Genomic DNA, 18,233 nt, shown 5'->3' on the forward strand with positions numbered 1-18,233 from the left:
AAGCTCTTTCGCCGCAAAATCACTTGTCGTTGGACACTTAAGCTGAAACTCCTTTTCGCGCTAGGGGGATGATCGGCCGATTTTCGCCGTCCGATCTTCAGGGCCTGGTGGGCCCTTCGGTCCGACTCCGATCGATGATCTTTCCTCGGCCGGATGTCGCCCTATTCTGCTTCCATTGTGAAGTCCTGGGGGGGATCATGATCACAATCGGCTGTTCCTGCGCGGCCGCCCACAGTGGAGTCGAGCCGATCCGCTGACATGGCGCAACCGACGATCATCCAACAGTTCGCCGAGGTTTCGGCCACCCGTACCGACCACCCGGCGATCCTCGGCGAGACCCACGAGGTCAGCTACGCCGCCCTGGCCGCCACCGTCGGCGGGCACGCGGTCGCGCTCACCGCGGCCGGCGTCCGCCCCGGCGACCGGGTCGCCCTGCTCACCGGGCACGGCGTCGGCACCATCGCGGCCGTCCTCGGCACCCTCGCCGCCGGTGGCGTGTACGTGCCGCTGGACCCCGGCTTCCCGGTCGACCGGCTCCGGCACATGCTCGCCGCCGCCGACGTGCGCGTCGTGGCCTGCGTCCCCGACCACCGCGACCTCGCCGACGCCCTGTGCGCCGCCCGCCCCGGCACCGCCGTGCTGGTCCTCGACCCGACCGCCACCGCCGTGCTGCACCCCGTCCCGGTCGATCCCGACAGCCCGGCCTACGTGCTGTTCACCTCCGGGTCCACCGGCACCCCGAAAGCCGTCGCGCAGACCCACCGCAACCTGCGGCACGTCGTCGACAACCAGATCCGCACCCTGGCCATCGGCCCGACCGACCGGCTCAGCCTGCTCGCCTCGTTCAGCTTCGACGCGGCCATCCCCGACCTCTACCCGGCGCTGCTCACCGGGGCCGCCGTCGTCCCGGTCGACCTGCGCCGGCACGGCCTGGCGTACGCCGTCGGGCAACTCGCCCGGCACCGGGTCACCGTCTACCACTCCACCCCGACGGTCTACCGGTTCCTCCTCGACACCCTCGGTGAGCGACGGCTGGACAGCATCCGGGTGGTGCTGCTCGGCGGCGAGCAGGCCACCCACGTCGACGCCGCCCGGGGTCGCGACCGGTTCGCCCCGGGATGCGTGCTGGTCAACGGCTACGGCGCCACCGAGATGACGTTCGCCGCCCGGTACGCGCTGCCGCTGGCCGACGCCGACCCGGGCCGCACCGGCCCGCTGCCGATCGGCACGGCGCTACCCGGCTACACGCTGCGGCTGGCCGACTCCGGCGAGATCGTGGTGCGCAGCCCGCACCTCGCCCCCGGCTACCTCGGCCAACACAGCGACCGGTTCGGCGTCGACCCCGACGGGACGCCCAGCTACGCCACCGGCGACTTCGGCGCGTGGCTGCCCGACGGGGAACTGGTCTGCCTCGGCCGGCTCGACCGCCAGGTCAAGGTCCGTGGGTTCCGGGTCGAGCTGACCGAGGTCGAGGCCGTCCTCGCCGCGCAGCCGGGCGTCGCCGCCGTCCGCGCCATCGCCCGCGACGGGACGCTGCTCGCGTACGCCGTGCCGGCCGGCGGTGACCTCGACCCGGCGGCGCTGCGCACCGCGTTGGCCCGACGGCTGCCCGACTACGCGCTGCCCCGCGCCGTACTGGTCCTCGACGCGTTCCCGCTCACCGTCACCGGCAAGATCGACGAGCGGGCGCTGCCGGACCCGCCCCGGACGGTCCCCGCCGGGCAGGAACCGGCCACCGACACCGAGCGGGCCGTGCACGACATCTGGTGCGCGGTGCTCGGCCGCGACGCCGTCGGCCGGCAGGAGAGCTTCTTCGACGCCGGAGGACAGTCCCTGTTGCTCGGCCAGGTGCAGCAGCGCATCGCCGACCGGTTCGGCGCGACGCTGCCCATGGTGCGGCTGTTCGCCCACCCGACGATCGCCGCCCAGGCCCGGCTGCTCGACCCGGGTGTCGACGGGCCGCCGGCCGGGGCGGCGCGCACCGGCCCGACCCCCGCGCCGAGCCTGCCCACCCCGACCGCGCCGTCGGTCGCCGCCCGCGAGTACACCGGCGACGAGATCGTGGTGGTGGGGCTCGCCGGCCGGTTCCCCGGCGCACCCGACGCGGCCACCTTCTGGTGGAACGTCTGCGCCGGGGTCGACTCGGTGCACGACCACTCCGACGCCGAGCTGACCGCCCTCGGCATCGGGCCGCGACTACGCGCCGACCCCCGGCACGTGCGGGCCACCGGCCGGCTCGACGGGGTCACCGACTTCGACGCCGAGTTCTTCGCCATGGGCGACGAGGAGGCCGCCCGGACCGACCCCCAGCACCGGCTCTTCCTGGAAACCGCATGGGAGGCGCTGGAGGACGCCGGGCACGACCCGACCCGCTTCCCCGGACTGGTCGGCGTCTACGCGGCCACCTCCGCCAACCGCTACTTCCTGTTCCACTTGATGGACAACCCGGCGGTGGTCGGCGACGTCGACCCGGACGACTGGGAGGCCCGGCTGATCGGCCGGCAGTCCACCGACCACCTGCCCGGCCAGGTGGCGTACCGGCTCGGGTTGACCGGGCCGGCGGTGGCCGTGCAGAGCGCCTGCTCCAGTTCCCTGGTAGCGGTGTGTACCGCCGCCCAGAGCCTCGCCGACTACCAGTGCGACATCGCCCTCGCCGGCGGGGTCAACGTCACCTGGCCCCGCTACCGGGCCACCCCCGGCGGGCTGGCCTCCCCGGACGGCCGCTGCCGCGCCTTCGACGAGGCCGCCGAGGGCTCCGGCTTCGGGTCCGGCGTCGGCGTGGTGGCGCTGCGCCGGCTCGCCGACGCCCAGGCCGACGGAGACCGGATCTACGCCGTCCTGCCCGGCTGGGCGGTCACCAACGACGGCCCCGACCGGGCCGGCTTCGCGGTCCCCGGACCCGCCGGCCAGGCCGCCGCCGTCGCGAACGCCCTGGCCGCCGCCGAGGTCGCCCCCGGCGAGGTCCGTTTCATCGAGGCCCACGGCAGCGGTACGCCCCTGGGCGACGCCATCGAGGTCGCCGCCCTGCACGAGGTGTACGGCGGCGCCGCCCCCGCCGAGTCCTGCGCGCTCGGCGCGGTGAAGACCAACATCGGTCACCTCGACGCCGGGGCCGGCATCGCCGGGCTGATCAAGACGGTGCTCGCCGTCCAGCATGGGGTGATCCCGCCGAACCTGCACTTCACCCGCCCGCACCCGGAGATCGACCTGGCCGGCGGCCCGTTCTACGTGCCCACCAAGGCGCGGGACTGGCCGGACGCGCCGCGCCGGGTGGCCGGGGTCAGCGCGTTCGGGCTCGGCGGCACCAACGCGCACGTGGTCGTGGAGCAGCCGCCACCTGCCGTACCGGTCGAGCCGTCGCCGCCGCGGGCCTGGCTGCTGCCGGTGTCGGCGCGTACCCCGCAGGCGTTGCACGCGGCGTTGACCCGGCTGCGGCATCACCTGGCCGGCGTCGGGCCGGCCCTGCCCGAGGTGGCCGCGACCCTGGCGCTGGGCCGGCGGTCCTTCGCCCGGCGGGCCGCCGTGGTCGCCGCCGACCTGGCCGAGGCGGTCGCCGGACTCGACGAACTGCTCGCCACCGACGCCACCGTGGCCGGTGCGCCGGGGGCGCTGCGTGACCTGGCCGCCGGCTGGGTGGCCGGCCGCGACGTCGACTGGGCCGCACTGCACCCGCAGGGCGTCGTCCGACGCACCGGACTGCCCGGCTACCCCTTCCAGCGCCGGCGGCACTGGATCGACCCACCGCAGAGAGGCGCACGGTGAACTGGTTCGTCTCGCCCGGAAGCCGACCCCAGGCACCGGTGCAGTTGTTCTGTCTGCCGTACGCCGGGGGTGGAGCCAGCGCGTTCCGCCGCTGGCAGCCGGAGGCCGGCCCGGACGTGGAGGTGCTGCCGGTGCAGCTACCCGGTCGGGAGAACCGGATCGGCGACGACCCGGACTTCACCGTCGCGGAGCTGGCCGCCGCCATCGCCGACCGGGCCGACCGCCCGTACGCGATCTACGGACACTCGATGGGCGGGCGGCTCGGCTTCGAGGTGGTGCGGGAGCTGCGCCGGGCCGGCCGTCAGCTGCCGGTGCGGCTGTACGTCGGCGGTGCCCGCGCCCCGCACGTCACCGCCGCGAGCTCCTTCGACGGGCTGTCCCGGGTGGACGACGACGAGCTGCTGCGCCGGCTCGCCGACGGTGGTGGCCTGCCCGACGGCCTGCTGGACCACCCGGAACTGGTGGAGCTGCTGCTGCCGTTGCTGCGCGCCGACTTCGGCCGGGTCGACAGCTACCGGTACGTCCCCGAGGTGCCGCTGCCGGTGCCGGTGGTGGCGTTCGCCGGGCGGCACGACCTGGCGGTCAGCCGGGAACAGAGCGCCGCCTGGGCGGAGCACACCACTGCCGGCTTCACCCTGCACGAACTCGACGGCGGCCACTTCTTCCTGCACGACCGGCTGCCCGAGCTGCTGCGGTTGATCCGCGCCGACCTGCCAGCCGCCGTCGGGCCGGTGCCGGCCGGGGTCGGCGGTCACCGGGTGCCGCTGGGCGACACCGGTTGGTCGGTGTGGCGCGACGCGATCCTGCGCGGCACCGGCTTTCCCGCCGACGGGCTGACCCGCTTCGCCGCGCCGCAGTTGGCCGCCGCCGCCGACGACCTGCTCGACGGCGACACCCCACCGGACCGGTTCGACAAGGAGTTCGCCGAGGCCGTCCGCGCCGCCGCGCACCGGTGCAGCGAACTGGCCGCCGACCCGCTGCTGCGGGAGGCGGTCACCTGGCAGAACCGGGGCGCGCTGGTCGCCCTGGACGGACTGGCCCGCAGCGGCGGCGACGCGGCCCGCAACGTGCGCCGCCGCGACCGCGAACGGGCGCTGCTCAAGTACTGGCAGCGCTACGCCGGCAAGAACGAGACCGTCGGCTTCTTCGGGCCGAGCTGCTGGGTGACCGTCGACCCGCAGCAGCCGGAGGTGGCCCGGATCGACCACGGCGCGGCGCTGGTCCGCCGCCGGTGGGTCTGGTTCGAGTCGTGGGCGCTGACGGCCTACGCCGACCGGATCGGTGCCGACGAGGCGGTCCGCCGCTGGTGGCCGCCGCGGCTCTGCGCCCAGCTCAGCGTCCGGGGACGCCAGGTGTTGCGGCCCGGCCGGCCACCGGTCCCGCTGTCCCCGGTGGAGGCCGCGCTGCTCGCCGCCGTCGACGGCCACCGGCCCGCGTACGACCTGGTCGCCGACCCGGCCGTCGGGCTGCGCCGGCCCGAGGACGGCTACGCCCTGCTGGACCGGCTGGTGGCCCGGGAACTGCTCACCTGGGACGCCGCCCTGCCGGTCAGCCCCGACGCCGAGCCGGTGCTCTCCGCCCGGATCGCCGCGATCGGCGACGAACCGGCCCGGCTGGCCGCACAGGCCGGCTGGGACGAGCTGCGGGCGGCCCGTGACGCCGTCGCCGCGGCGGCCGGCGACCCCGAGCGGCTGCGGGTCGCTCTCGACGAACTGGACGGGACCTTCACCGCGCTGACCGGGGCCGCCGCCCGCCGCCGGGAGGGCCAGATGTACGCCGGCCGGACCATCTGTTACGAGGACACCAGCCGGGACCTCGACGCGGTCTTCGGCGCACCCCTGCTGGCCGACCTCGCCGCCCCGCTCGACGTGCTGCTGCGTGCCGCGCGCTGGCTGGTGCAGGCGCTGGCGCAGGCGTACGACGCGGTGTTCCGGTCGCTCTACGAGGAACTGCGCGCCGAGGCCGGCGACGGCCCGGTCGCCCTGTCCGACCTGTGGTTCCTGGTGCAGGGCCTGTTCTGGGGCGAGGGGGAGCGGCCGGTCGACGCGGTGGCCGCCGAGTTCGCGGCCCGCTGGGCCGGACTGTTCGGGTTGGACACCCGGCCCGCCGACGCCGGGGTGGTCCGGCTGCGGGTCGCCGACCTCGCCGACCGGGTCGACGCGACCTTCCCCGCCACCCGACCGACCTGGTCCAACGCCCTGCTGCACAGCCCCGACCTGCAGATCTGCGCCCCCGACGTGGACGCCCTGCGGCGCGGGGACTACACCGTCGTGCTGGGTGAACTGCACGCCGGCTGGTCGTCGTTCGACTGCTCGGTGTTCACCCCCGCGCATCCGGACGTCGAACGGCTGCGCGCCGCGCTCGCCGAGGATCTCGGCGCACGACGGGTCCGGCTGCTCTTCCCGACCGACTGGCCGCGCCGGACCAGTCGCACCGCCGAGGCGCTGACCGGGCCGACGGACCGGCACCTGGCGTTCCTGCCCGCGCCCGGCGGCGACCCGGCCCGGCTGCTGCCCACCGTGGATCTCACCGTCACCGACGAGCGGGGGGAACTGGTCGCGACCGCCGGCGACGGACAGCGGTGGCCGTTGGTGGAGATCTTCGCCGAACTGCTCAGCGCGCACGCCGTCGACGGGTTCAAGCTGGTCGCCGCCGCCCCCCGTACGCCCCGGATCGTGCTGGACAACCTGGTGGTGGCCCGTGAGACGTGGCGGACCACCGTCGGGCAGTGCGGGTTCGCCGACGCGCGTGGGGAACGCGACCGCTACCTGGCCGTCCGGGCCTGGCGGCGGCGGCTGGGCCTGCCGGAGCAGGTCTACGTCAAGCTCGGCACCGAGACCAAGCCCTGCTTCGTCGACCTGAGCAGCCCCGCCTTCGCCAACGTGCTCTGCGCCATGGTCCGGGCCGCCCGGGTCGACGGCGGCGACGCGGTCTCCCTGGTGGTCAGCGAGATGCTGCCCACCCCCGACCAGGCGTGGGTGCCCGACGCCGCCGGCCGGCGCTACTTCAGCGAGCTGCGGTTGCAGATCGTCGACGCCCCCGCCGGGGAGGCCACCCGATGAGCCACCTGATACCCCTGGGCGGCACCGGCTGGTCGGTGTGGCGGGACGTGGTGCTGCGCAGCGCCGGTTTCCCGGCCACCGGGCTGGACCGGTTCGCCGCCCCCGGCGCGGCGGCCGCCGCCGACGGTGTGCTCGCCGGGGAGGTCCCACCGGAGGTCTTCGGCAAGATCCTCGGCGCGGCCTTCCTGGAGTCCTCGGCCGCCGCCGGGGAGATCGCCGCCGACCCGCTGCTGCGGGAGGCGGTCACCTGGCAGAACCCGGACATGCTGGCGGCGTTGGACGGGCTGCTGCGGACCGATCCGGCGGTGCGCAACGTCCGCCGCCGCAAGCGCGAGTCGAGCCTGCTGCGCTACTGGCAGCGGTACTGCGGCAAGGCCGAGACGATCGGCTTCTTCGGCCCGGTCTGCTGGGGCGTGTTCGACCCCGCCCACCCGGGCGTGCAGCTGCGGCCCGGCCCGGCCCTGGTCACCCGCCGGCAGGTGTTCTTCGAGGCGTGGGCGTTGACCGAGTACGCCGACCGGCTCGCCGACGACCTCGTCGTCCGCCGGTGGTGGGCGCCGATGCGGCAACCGCACCTGACCGTCGAGGACCGACAGTTGCGCCGGCCGCTGCACCCGCCGATCGCGTTGACCGCCACCGAGGCCCGGCTGCTGGCCGACTGCGACGGCCGGACCCCCGCCGTCGACCTGGTCCGGCGGCTGCACGCCGACGGGCTGGTACACCGCGTCGACGACGGTTACCTGCTGTTGGACCGCTGGGTCGAGCGGGGCCACCTCTCCTGGGGGGCCAACCTGCCGGTCAGCCCGGACGCCGAACGGGTGCTCGCCGACCGGATCGCCGCGATCGGCGACGACCCGGCCCGCGCCGGGGCCGCCGCCGGGTTCGACCGGCTGCGGGCGGCCCGCGACGAGGTCGCCGCCGCCGCCGGTGACCCGGACCGGCTCGCCGCCGCGCTGGCCGGCCTCAACACCGAGTTCACCGCTGTCACCGGGCGGCCCGCCACCCGCCACCGTGGCCAGATGTACGCCGGGCGCACCGTCTGCTACGAGGACTCCGCCCGGGACCTGGAGTTCCGCCTCGGCGCGCCGGTCCTCGACGCGCTGGCCGCCCCGCTGGCGGTGGTGTTGCAGGCCGCCCGCTGGCTGACCGCCGAGATCGGCGTCGGGGTCGGCACCCTGCTGGCCGAGCTGTACGACGAGTTGGCCGTCGACGGGCCGGTCCGGCTCGCCGACATCTGGTCGCTGGCCCAGGGCACGCTGGTCTCCCCGCACGGTCCGATCGCCACCGCGGGGGCCGAGCTCACCGAGCGGTGGGCCCGGCTGTTCGGCCTGCGGGACCTGCCGGCCGACTGCGTCGAGCTGCGGCTGTCCGCCGCCGACCTGGCCGGGCAGGTGGCCGAGGTCTTCCCCGCCGACCGGCCCGGCTGGCCGTCGGCCCGGCTGCACAACCCCGACGTGCAGCTCGCCGCCGCCTCCCCGCAGGCGTTCGAGCGGGGGGAGTTCCTGCTGGTCCTCGGCGAGCTGCATCCGGCCGCGATCGCGTTCGACAGCGCGGTGCTCAGCATGTTCCACCCCGACCCGGCGGCGCTGCGGGCGGACTTCGACACCGATCTCGGCCCGACCCGGCTGCGGGTGCTGTGGCCGGAGAGCTTCCCCCGGCGGGCCACCCGCACCACCTACGGCCTGCCCGGACCCACCGACCGTGAGCTGGGCATCGACACCGCGCAGGGGGCCGACGTCGACAGGCTGGTGGCGTCCACCGCCGTCACCGTCTGCCACGACGGCGACGAGCTGGTCGCGGTCTTCCCCGACGGCGTCCGCTGGCCGCTGGTGGAGGTCTTCGCCCAGGTCCTCGGCGCGCTGCTGCTGGACGCGTTCAAGCTGCTCGACCCGGCCCCGCACATGCCCCGGATCGTCATCGACCGGCTGGTGGTGGCCCGACGCACCTGGCGGACCACGGTGGGGGCCAGCGGCCTCGCCGGGCACCCCGACGAGACGGCCCGCTACCTCGCGGTGCGCCGCTTCCGGGCCGCCGCCGACCTGCCCGAGCGGGTGTTCGTCAAGGTCGGCACCGAGGTCAAGCCCTGCTACGTCGACCTGACCGGCCCGCTGTACGCCCAGTCGCTGTGCGCCATGGTCGACACCGCCGCCCGGACCGGCCCGGACGTCCCGCTGGTCGTCACCGAGCTGCTGCCCACCCCGGCCGACTCCTGGGTGCCCGATGCGGCGGGCCGGGGCTACGTCAGCGAACTGCGCCTGCTGATCACCGACCCGGCCACCTACCCGGGCGTCGAACCCGCCAGCCACCGGGGAGCCGACCCCGCCACCGTACGGGGAGTGCAGTGACCGACATCCTGACCGTCAGCGCCGTCGCCGGGGAGACGCTGCCCTGGCCGGACGGCACGCTTGCCGACCTGATCGTCGAGCGGGCGGCCCGCTGCCCGGACGCGGTGGCGGTGCGCCAGTGGGACGACCGGCTCACCTACCGGGAGCTGGTCGGCCGGGCGGCCGGCCTGGCCGCCGCGCTGCGGGCCCGGGGGGTGGGCCGGCAGACCCGGGTGGGGATCTGCGCCCACCGCCGCCCCGACCTGGTGGTCGACGTCCTCGGTGTGCTGCTCGCCGGGGGCTGCTACGTGCCGCTGGAGCCCGGTGGCCCCCGGCGGCGGCTGCGGGAGATCGCCGCCGACGCCGGGGTGACGCTGGTCGTCGGCGACGCGGCGGCGGTCGAGTTCGCCGACACCCCCGGGATCGAGGTGGTCACCGCCACCGGCCCGGCCCCGCTGGCACCCTGCCCGGCGCGGGCCGGCGACCCGGCGTACGTGCTGTTCACCTCGGGCTCCACCGGGCGGCCCAAGGGGGTGCTGACCACCCACCGCAACGTGGTGGAGTTCGTCACCGGCTGCGCCGCGCTCAGCGCCGCCGACGCCGGGGTCCGCAGCCTCGGCATCGCCTCGCTCGGCTTCGACGCGGCGAGCATCGACCTGTTCGTCCCGCTGCTGCTCGGCGGCAGCGTGCAACTGCTCGGCGCGGACGACCGCGCCGACCCGGACCGGCTGGCCCGGTTCATCGCCGCCCACGACGTCAACTGGGGTTTCATCACCCCGACCGTGCTGTCCATGCTGGACCCGGCCCGGGTGCCCGGCTGGCGAACGGTGCTCTGCGGCGGCGAGGCCGTCCCCGCCGACCTGGCCGCCCGCTGGGCGTCGGGCCGACGGCTGCTCAACGGCTACGGCCCCACCGAGACCACCGTGCTGGCGGTCAGCGGCGAGCTGACCGGCCTCGACACCGACCCGGTGCCGATCGGGCTGCCCCTGCCCAACCACCGGGCGTACGTGGTGGACGACGCGTTGCGGGCGGTGCCGCCGGGGCAGACCGGTGAACTGCTGATCGGCGGGCCGGGGCTGGCCGACGGCTACCTCAACCGGCCCGGCCTGACCGCCGACCGGTTCGTCCCCGACCCGTTCTCCGGGCTGCCCGGCGAGCGGCTCTACCGCACCGGCGACCTGGTCCGGCAGGCCGACGACGGGCGGATCGTCTATCTCGGCCGGACCGACCGGCAGGTCAAGATCCGGGGCCAGCGGATCGAACTGGGCGAGGTGGAGGCCGTGCTGGCCGCCGTGCCCGGCGTCGAGCGGGTGGCCGTGGAGGCGGTGCCCGGCCCGGCCGGGACGGAACTGGTCGCCTTCCTCACCCCGGCCACCGCGCCCGACGACGACGCCGTCCGGGCGTACGCCGGGGGGCGGTTGACCGCCGCGATGCTGCCGGCGCGGCTGCTGCGCCGCGGCGACCTGCCGGTCAGCGCCACCACCGGCAAGCTGGACCGGCCGGCACTGCGGGCGCTTGCCGACGCCGCCCTGACCGCCGCCCCCGCCGCCGGGCCGACCGACGAGCCGGCCGACCCGGTCGAGCGGGCCGTGCGGCGGGCCTGGACCCGGCTGCTCGGCGCGGCACCCGGCCCGGACACCGACTTCCTCGCCGCCGGTGGCAACTCCATCGCCGCGATGCGGCTGGTCGCGGCGCTGCGCGCCGAGCTGGGCCGGTACGTCGACACCCGGGACGTGCTGACCGGGCGCACCCCGGCCGCGCTGGCCGCCCGGCTGCGGGCCGCCGCGCCCGCCGACGCCGACGGGCTGACCACCGGCAACCCCCCCACGTTGTCCCCGCCGCAGCGCCGGCTGTGGTTCGTCGACCAGCTCGCCCCCTCCAGCGCCCCCTACAACATCGCCGTCGCGCACCGGCTGCGCGGCCCGCTGGACACCGGGGCGCTCGGCGCGGCGCTGCGCGCCGTGGCCACCCGGCACGACGTGCTGCGCTGGCGCATCCCGCAGACCGCCGGGGTGCCCTACGCGGTGTGCGAGGAACCGACCGACGTGGCGGTGCCGGTGGTCGACCTGACCGGCCGCGCCGATGCCGAGGCCGAACTGGCCGGGATGCTCGCCGCCGGTGCCGCGCACGCCTTCGACCTGGCCACCGGCCCGCCCTGGCAGGTGACCGTCTACCGGCTCGGCCCCGCCGAGCACGTGCTGGCGATGACCATGCACCACGCGGTCTTCGACGGCTGGTCCGAGGCCGTCCTCTACGCCGACCTGGCCACCGGGTACGCGCACGCCGTCGCCGGGACGCCGCCGGCCCTGCCGCCGCTGTCCGCCTCGTACGCCGACTACGCGGTGTGGCGCGACGAGCGGGACCGCCGGCAGGGCCCCGCCGACCTCACCTGGTGGGCGGAGCACCTGCGGGGCGTGCCGACCGTGCTGGATCTGCCCCGCGACCGTCCCCGCCCGGCCGTGCAGACGTACGCGGGCGCGGAGGCAGCGGTGACCCTGACCGCCACCGCCGACCGGGCGGTGCGGGACCTGGCCGGGCGGCGCGGCAGCACCGTCGCGGCGGTGCTGCTGGCCGGATTCGCCGAGCTGCTGCGCCGGCTCACCGGCGGCGACGACCACCTGGTCGGGGCGATCGTCGCCGACCGCCGGCTGGCCGCCTTCGACGACGTGGTCGGCTTCTTCATCGACACCGTCCCGGTGCGGCTGCGCACCGGCCCCGACGGCACGACCGGCGGTGGGGTCGGGTTCGCCGAACTGGTCGACAGGTGCGCCGCCGAGCTGCACGAGGCGACCGCCCACCCGGGCGCGCCGCTGGAGAAGCTCGTCGAGACCCTGGGCGTCGGCCGGGACACCTCCCGGGCGCCCCTGGTGCAGGTGCTGTTCAACGTGCTCAACTTCACCGCACCCCGGCTGACGCTGACCGGGCTGACCGCCGAGGCGCTGCCGGTGCCCAAGCCCGGCTCCCCGTTCGACATCACCGTCTACGTGGTGCAGCGCGACGGCCGGTGCGGGGTGGACGTGGTCTACAACCCCGACCTGTTCGACGCCGACCGGATCGACGCGCTCCTGGCCGACCTCGCCGACCTGGTCGGCGCGCTCGCCGCCGACCCCGACACCCCGGCCGACGCGGTCGCCGAGGCGCTGCCCCGGCCGACCGTCCGGGTGGCGGCGCTGGGCGCGATGACGGTGGCCGCCGCCGCACCGGCCCCGGTCGCGCCGGTGCCGACCGGGCCGGACGAGCTGACCGAGACCGAGGAGCTGATCGCCGGCATCTGGCGGCAGGTGCTGGAACGCGACCGGGTCGGGGTCGCCGACAACTTCTTCGACATCGGCGGGCACTCGCTGGCGCTGGCGGCGGTGCACGCCCGGCTCACCGCCGCCACCGGCCGGTCGATCACGATGCTCGACCTGTTCCGGCACCCCACCGTCCGGGCGCTCGCCGCCAGCCTCGACGGGGCCGCCGACCGACCCGAGCTGGCCCGCGCCGCGTTGCGCGCCGCCGCCCGGCGCGGCCGGACCCGTCGGCCCCCGCCACCCCGCCGACCGCACCAACCGTGACGACGCCTCCCTCCCCACCGCCCGCGGGCGGCACCTTGCGACAAAGGACAACCCCGATGCAGAACGAGATCGCCACCGTGCCGCCCACCGACGACGGCATCGAACCCATCGCCATCGTCGGGCTCGCCGCCCGGCTGCCCGGTGCCGCCGACGTCGACGAGTTCTGGCGCAACCTGGTCGACGGCGTCGAGTCGGTCACCGAGCTGAGCCGCGAGGAACAGCTCGCCCGGGGCGCCAGCGCCGACGAGGTCGACGACCCGGGCTGGGTGAACCGGGCGCCGCTGATCGACGGGTACGACACCTTCGACGCCGGGCTGTTCGGGATGACCAGCCGTGAGGCGGAGATGACCGACCCGCAGCACCGGCTGTTCCTGGAGAGCTGCTACACCGCGTTGCAGGACGCCGGTTACGACCCGGCCCGCTACGACGGTGCGGTGGGCGTGTACGCCGGCACCGGCGGCAACACCTACCTGCACCGGTACGTGCTGCGCAACAAGCGCGTCGGCGGCAACCCGCACGGCGCGGTATCCCTGGCCACCGGCAACTCGCCCAACTACGTGGCGACCAACGTGTCGTACCGGCTGGACCTGCGCGGGCCGAGCCTGACCGTGCACACCGCCTGCTCGACCTCGCTGGTCGCCTTCCACCTGGCCTGCGAGGCGCTGCGCAACCACGAGTGCGACATGGCGCTGGCCGGCGGGGTCAACGTGGAGCTGCCGCACGTCGGCTACCTGGGCATGGACGGCTTCACCTCGCCCGACGGCCGGTGCCGGCCGTTCGACGCCGGGGCCAACGGCACGGTCTGGGGCAGCGGCGTCGGGGTGACCCTGCTCAAGCGGCTCTCCGACGCGATCGCCGACGGCGACACGATCCGCGCGGTGGTGCTGGGCAACGCGATCAACAACGACGGCGCCGGGAAGGTCGGCTTCACCGCCCCCAGCGTCGACGGGCAGGTCGAGGCGATCGCCCAGGCGGTCGGGATGGCCGGGATCGACCCGCGCACCATCAGCTACGTCGAGGCGCACGGCACCGGCACCGCACTCGGCGACCCGATCGAGGTGGCCGCCCTGTCGGCGGTGTTCACCCGGGACACCGACGAGCGGGGCTGGTGCGGCATCGGCTCGGTGAAGTCCAACATCGGGCACCTGAGCCAGCCGTCCGGCATCGTCAGCGTGATCAAGACGGTGCTGGCGATGGAGCACGGGCTGATCCCCCCGACGATCAACTACGAGACCCCCAACCCGGGCATCGACTTCGCCGACACCCCGTTCTACGTCGCGAACACCCTGACCAAGTGGGACACCGACGGCGGGCCGCGCCGGGCCGGGGTCAGCTCGTTCGGCATCGGCGGCACCAACGCCCACGTGGTGCTCGAGGAGTCGCCGGCCGCGCACCGCGCGGACCGGCGGGTCCGCCCGGCGCACCTGCTGACGGTGTCGGCGAAGACCGCGTCGGCGCTGGACAGCGCCGTCACCCGGCTCGCCGACCACCTGGCCGCGGCCACCGACGGCGGGCCGGAACTGCTCGCCGACGTGGCGCACACGCTGCGGGTGGGCCGCCAGGAGTACCCGCACCGGGTGGCCGTGGTCGCCACCGACCTGGCCGAGGCGGTGACCGCGCTGCGCACCCCGCGCCGCCGTCAGTCCGGGGTGGTCGACGCCGCCGCGCCGCGCACCGCGTTCCTCTTCTCCGGCCAGGGCGCCCAGTACGCCGGGATGGGCGCACAGCTCTACGCCGAGGAGCCGGCCTTCGCCGCCACCGTCGACGAGTGCGCCGCGCTGCTCCGGCCCGAGCTGGGCCTGGACCTGCGGGACCTGATCCTCGGCCGGGACCCGCAGGCGGCGGAGAAGCTCACCGAGACCCGCTACACCCAGCCGGCGCTGTTCGTCGTCGAGTACGCCCTGGCGCTGCACTGGCAGCGGGCCGGGGTACGCCCGGCGGCGATGATCGGCCACTCGATCGGCGAGTACGTCGCCGCCACCGTCGCCGGGGTGCTGACCCTGCCCGACGCGCTGCGGGTGGTCGCCGCCCGGGGCCGGCTGATGCAGTCGCTGCCGGCGGGGGCGATGCTGGCCGTGTCGCTCGACGAGACGCAGGTCGCCGCCCGGCTGCCCGAGGGTTTGTCGATCGCCACCGTCAACGGGCCCGGCACCTGCGTGGTGGCCGGCGGGAGCGAGGCCGTCGCGGCGTTCGCCGACAGCCTCGGCGGCAAGAAGAGCAAGCCGCTGCGCACCTCGCACGCGTTCCACTCGCCGATGATGGACCCGATCCTGGCCGAGTTCACCGCGCTGATGGCGACGGTGCCGCTGCACGCGCCGGCCATCCCGTTCCTGTCCAACGTGACGGGCACCTGGATCACCGCCGAACAGGCCACCGACCCGGCGTACTGGGCGGCGCACCTGCGCCAGCCGGTGCGGTTCGGTGACTGCGTGGCGACCCTGCTCGGGGCGGGCACCTGGGCGCTGCTGGAGTGCGGTCCGGGCCGGCAACTGGCCAACCTGGCCCGGATGCAGGTCGCCAAGGGCTCCCCGGCGCAGCGGGCGTTGACCCCGCTGGGCAGCCTGCCCGGCCCGGGCGAGCCCACCGGCGACCTGGCCACCCTGCTCACCAGCGCCGCCGCCCTGTGGTGCGCCGGGACCGGGGTGCGGCTCGACGCCGACCCGGCCGCCCGGCGGGTGCCGCTGCCCACGTACCCGTTCGAGCGTCGGCGCTACTGGGTCGACCCGGACCCGGTGGCGGCGACGCCCGACGCCCCGGCCGACGCCGGTCCGCAGCCGCTGGAGCGGTGGTTCGCGGTGCCGGTGTGGCGGCAGGCCGCCGCCGACCCGGCGACCGTGCCCGGCGGCCGCTGCCTGGTGTTCGCCGCCGGTCCGCGCGCCGAGGCGCTCCTCGACGCGCTGCGGGCCGCCGGTGACGACCCGGTCGTGGTACGCCCCGGCGCGGCGTTCGCGGCGACCGACGACGGGTACCGGCTGCGCCCCGGCCACCGGGAGGACCACGACGCGCTGGTCGCGGCGTTGAATGCGGGCGGGGTGCCGACCCGGCTGGTGCACGCCTTCGCCCTGGACGGCACGCCGGCCGGCCTCGACGCGACCGCCGCCTGGGACGCCCAGCAGCGCGGCTTCTTCGACGCCCTGCACCTGGTGCAGGCGCTCGCCGGTGCGGGGGCGGCCGCCGGGGAGCGGCCGCTCACCCTCGACCTGGTCACCGCGGGCGTCGGCGACGTCACCGGCACCGACCTGGTCCGCCCCGAGCACGCCACCCTCGCCGGCCTGGCCCGGGTGCTGCCGGCCGAACTGCCCGGCCTGGCCGTCCGGCTGGTCGACGCCGACCCGGCCGGCGACGGGGTCGACGCGCTCGCCGCCGAACTGCGCCGCCCGGTCGACCCGCAGCGGGCGGAGGTGACGCTGCGCGGCACCCGCCGCTGGGTGACCGGCTACGAGCAGGTCACCGTCGCCGCCGAGACCGGGTCGGGGGCGCTGCGCGACGGCGGCCGGTACCTGGTGACCGGTGGCCTGGGCGGCATCGGCGTCACCCTCGCCGAGGACTTCGCCCGGCGGGCCGGAGCGAAGCTGGCGCTGCTGGCCCGTTCCGGGCTGCCGCCGCGCGAGCGGTGGGACGACCACCTGGCGGTGCACGGTGGCGCGGACCGGGCCGGCCGGGCCATCGCGGCGATCCGCCGGATGGAGGCGGCCGGTGCGACGGTGCTGGTGCTCGCCGCCGACGTCACCGACCCGGCCGACCTGCGCCGGGTCCGGGCCACCGTGGAGGCCGAGTTCGGCGGGCTGGACGGCATCGTGCACGCCGCCGGCCTGCCCGGCGGCGGGATGGCCGAGGTGAAGGAGCGGGCCGAGGCCGAACGGGTGCTCGCCCCGAAGCTCACCGGCACCCTCGCCCTGGCCGAGGTCTTCGGTGACCTGCCGCTGGACTTCGTGGCGCTGTGCTCGTCGATCACGTCGGTGATCGGCGGCTTCGGTCAGGTCGACTACTGCGCGGCGAACGCCTTCCTCGACGCCTTCGCCCGCTCCGGCGCGGGTTTCCGGGCCCCGGTGCTGGCGCAGAACTGGGGTGGCTGGGCGGAGGTCGGCATGGCGGTGGAGACCGCCGCGCCAGCCGCGTTCCGGGCCGCCGGCCGGGACACCGTCACCACGCCGGTGGAGCACCCGGTGCTCACCACGAAGGTGGTCGGACCGGAGTCGACGGTGCTGCACGGGCTGGTCTCCGCCGACACCCACTGGCTGCTCGACGAGCACCGCATCGGCGGGGTGCCGGTGGTGCCCGGCACCGCCCACCTGGAGTCGGTGCGGGCTGCGGTGGCCGCCGGGCTGCCCGCCCCCGCCCCGCAGGCCGTGGTGGAGCTGCGCGACGTGGTGTTCCTGGAGCCGTTCGCGGTGCCCGAGGGCACCGTCGCCCAGTACCGGGTCGAGCTGACCCCGGCCGAGGACGGCGTCGACTTCGCCGTCCGCAGCCTGGCCGCCGGCCAGCTCCGCACCCACGTGCGCGGCTCGGCCGGCTGGACCGTGGAGGCCGCCCCGCCGGCCCGGGTGCCGGTGGTCGACGGCCGGCGGGTCGACGACGACGCCTCGTTCGGCCGGGGCCGCACCAGCATGCTGACCTTCGGCCCGCGCTGGGCGTCGCTGGCCGAGCACCGGCTCGGCGACGGCGAGGAACTCGCCCGCATCGAGGCCCCGGAGCCGGTCCGGGCCGACCTGCCCGCGTGGGGCCTGCACCCGGCGCTGCTGGACGTGGCCACCGCGTTCGGCCGGGGCCAGGGCGACGGCACCTACCTGCCGCTGTCGTACGGGCGGATCGTGGTGCGCGGGCCGCTGCCGGCGGTGTTCCACAGCCACCTGCGGCACCGGGCCAGCGCCACCGACGAGGTGGTCGCCGCCGACCTGTCGCTGACCGACCCGCAGGGGCGGGAGATCGTCGCGATCGGCGACTTCGTGCTGCGCCGGGTCGACCAGGGCGCGGTCACCGGCGGGTTGACAGGTGCCTCCGACGCGGCACCGGCCGACCCGGCAGCCGGGGCGGCCACCGAGGACATCCGCCCGGTCGACGGCGCGGAGGCGTTCCGGCGCAGCCTCACCGCCGGCCTGGGCCCGCAGGTGGTGATCGCCACCCGGACGGTGGCGGACATCCGGCGGCGGGCCGCCCGGGTCACCACCGACTCCCTGGAGCAGGACCCGGAGCCGTCGACCGCCGCCGCGACGGCGACCGGCGGCGGCTCGGCGGCCCCGCGGACCGAGCTGGAGGTCACCATCGCCGGGGTGTGGCGGGACGGGCTGGGGGCGGCCGAGGTGGGGGTGGACGACGACTTCTTCGCCCTCGGCGGCAACTCGCTGGTCGCGGTGCAGCTGATCGCGGCGATGCGCAAGGCGACCGGGGTCCGGCTGCCGATGCGCAGCCTCTTCGAGACCCCGACCGTGGCCGGTCTGGCCGAGCGCATCACCCAGCTGCGGGCCGCCGCCGACGAGCCGGCCGCGCCGGCCACCATCCCCGCCATTCCGCGGCTACCCCGCGCCTGA

5 protein-coding genes are annotated in these 18,233 nt (G+C 76.1%); all 5 read left to right on the forward strand.

All coding sequences use genetic code 11. The features are described 5' to 3' along the window. Positions 1 to 258 precede the first annotated feature (258 nt). From JQN84_RS25460 to JQN84_RS25480, 5 genes are read left to right on the forward strand one after another with little or no spacing between them, the layout of a single operon-like run. Positions 259 to 3,762, forward strand: a complete 3,504-nt coding sequence (locus JQN84_RS25460; protein WP_204961080.1) for an AMP-binding protein — start codon at positions 259 to 261, stop codon at positions 3,760 to 3,762. After that, on the forward strand, positions 3,759 to 6,824 hold the full coding sequence (locus JQN84_RS25465; protein ID WP_204961081.1) for a thioesterase domain-containing protein: 3,066 nt from the start codon (positions 3,759 to 3,761) through the stop codon (positions 6,822 to 6,824). The genes JQN84_RS25460 and JQN84_RS25465 overlap by 4 nt, the downstream gene beginning before the upstream one ends. Continuing rightward, on the forward strand, positions 6,821 to 9,169 hold the full coding sequence (locus tag JQN84_RS25470; protein ID WP_204961082.1) for a lantibiotic dehydratase: 2,349 nt from the start codon (positions 6,821 to 6,823) through the stop codon (positions 9,167 to 9,169). Before JQN84_RS25465 ends, JQN84_RS25470 begins: the two co-directional genes overlap by 4 nt. Then, positions 9,166 to 12,705 carry a non-ribosomal peptide synthetase gene (locus tag JQN84_RS25475; protein WP_204961083.1) on the forward strand — a complete coding sequence of 1,180 codons (3,540 nt, stop codon included), beginning with the start codon at positions 9,166 to 9,168 and terminating at the stop codon, positions 12,703 to 12,705. Before JQN84_RS25470 ends, JQN84_RS25475 begins: the two co-directional genes overlap by 4 nt. A 56-nt stretch (positions 12,706 to 12,761) precedes the next feature. Next, positions 12,762 to 18,233: a type I polyketide synthase gene (locus JQN84_RS25480; RefSeq protein ID WP_204961084.1), complete on the forward strand. Its 5,472-nt coding sequence runs from the start codon at positions 12,762 to 12,764 to the stop codon at positions 18,231 to 18,233.

It is taken from the genome of Micromonospora humidisoli (assembly GCF_016900955.1).
Lineage (GTDB): Bacteria > Actinomycetota > Actinomycetes > Mycobacteriales > Micromonosporaceae > Micromonospora > Micromonospora wenchangensis.

Coding starts and splice junctions, on each gene's coding strand:
- JQN84_RS25460 (WP_204961080.1), top strand. CDS start 259: ATGGCGCAACCGACGATCATCCAACAGTTCGCCGAGGTTTCGGCCACC.
- JQN84_RS25470 (WP_204961082.1), top strand. CDS start 6,821: ATGAGCCACCTGATACCCCTGGGCGGCACCGGCTGGTCGGTGTGGCGG.
- JQN84_RS25480 (WP_204961084.1), top strand. CDS start 12,762: ATGCAGAACGAGATCGCCACCGTGCCGCCCACCGACGACGGCATCGAA.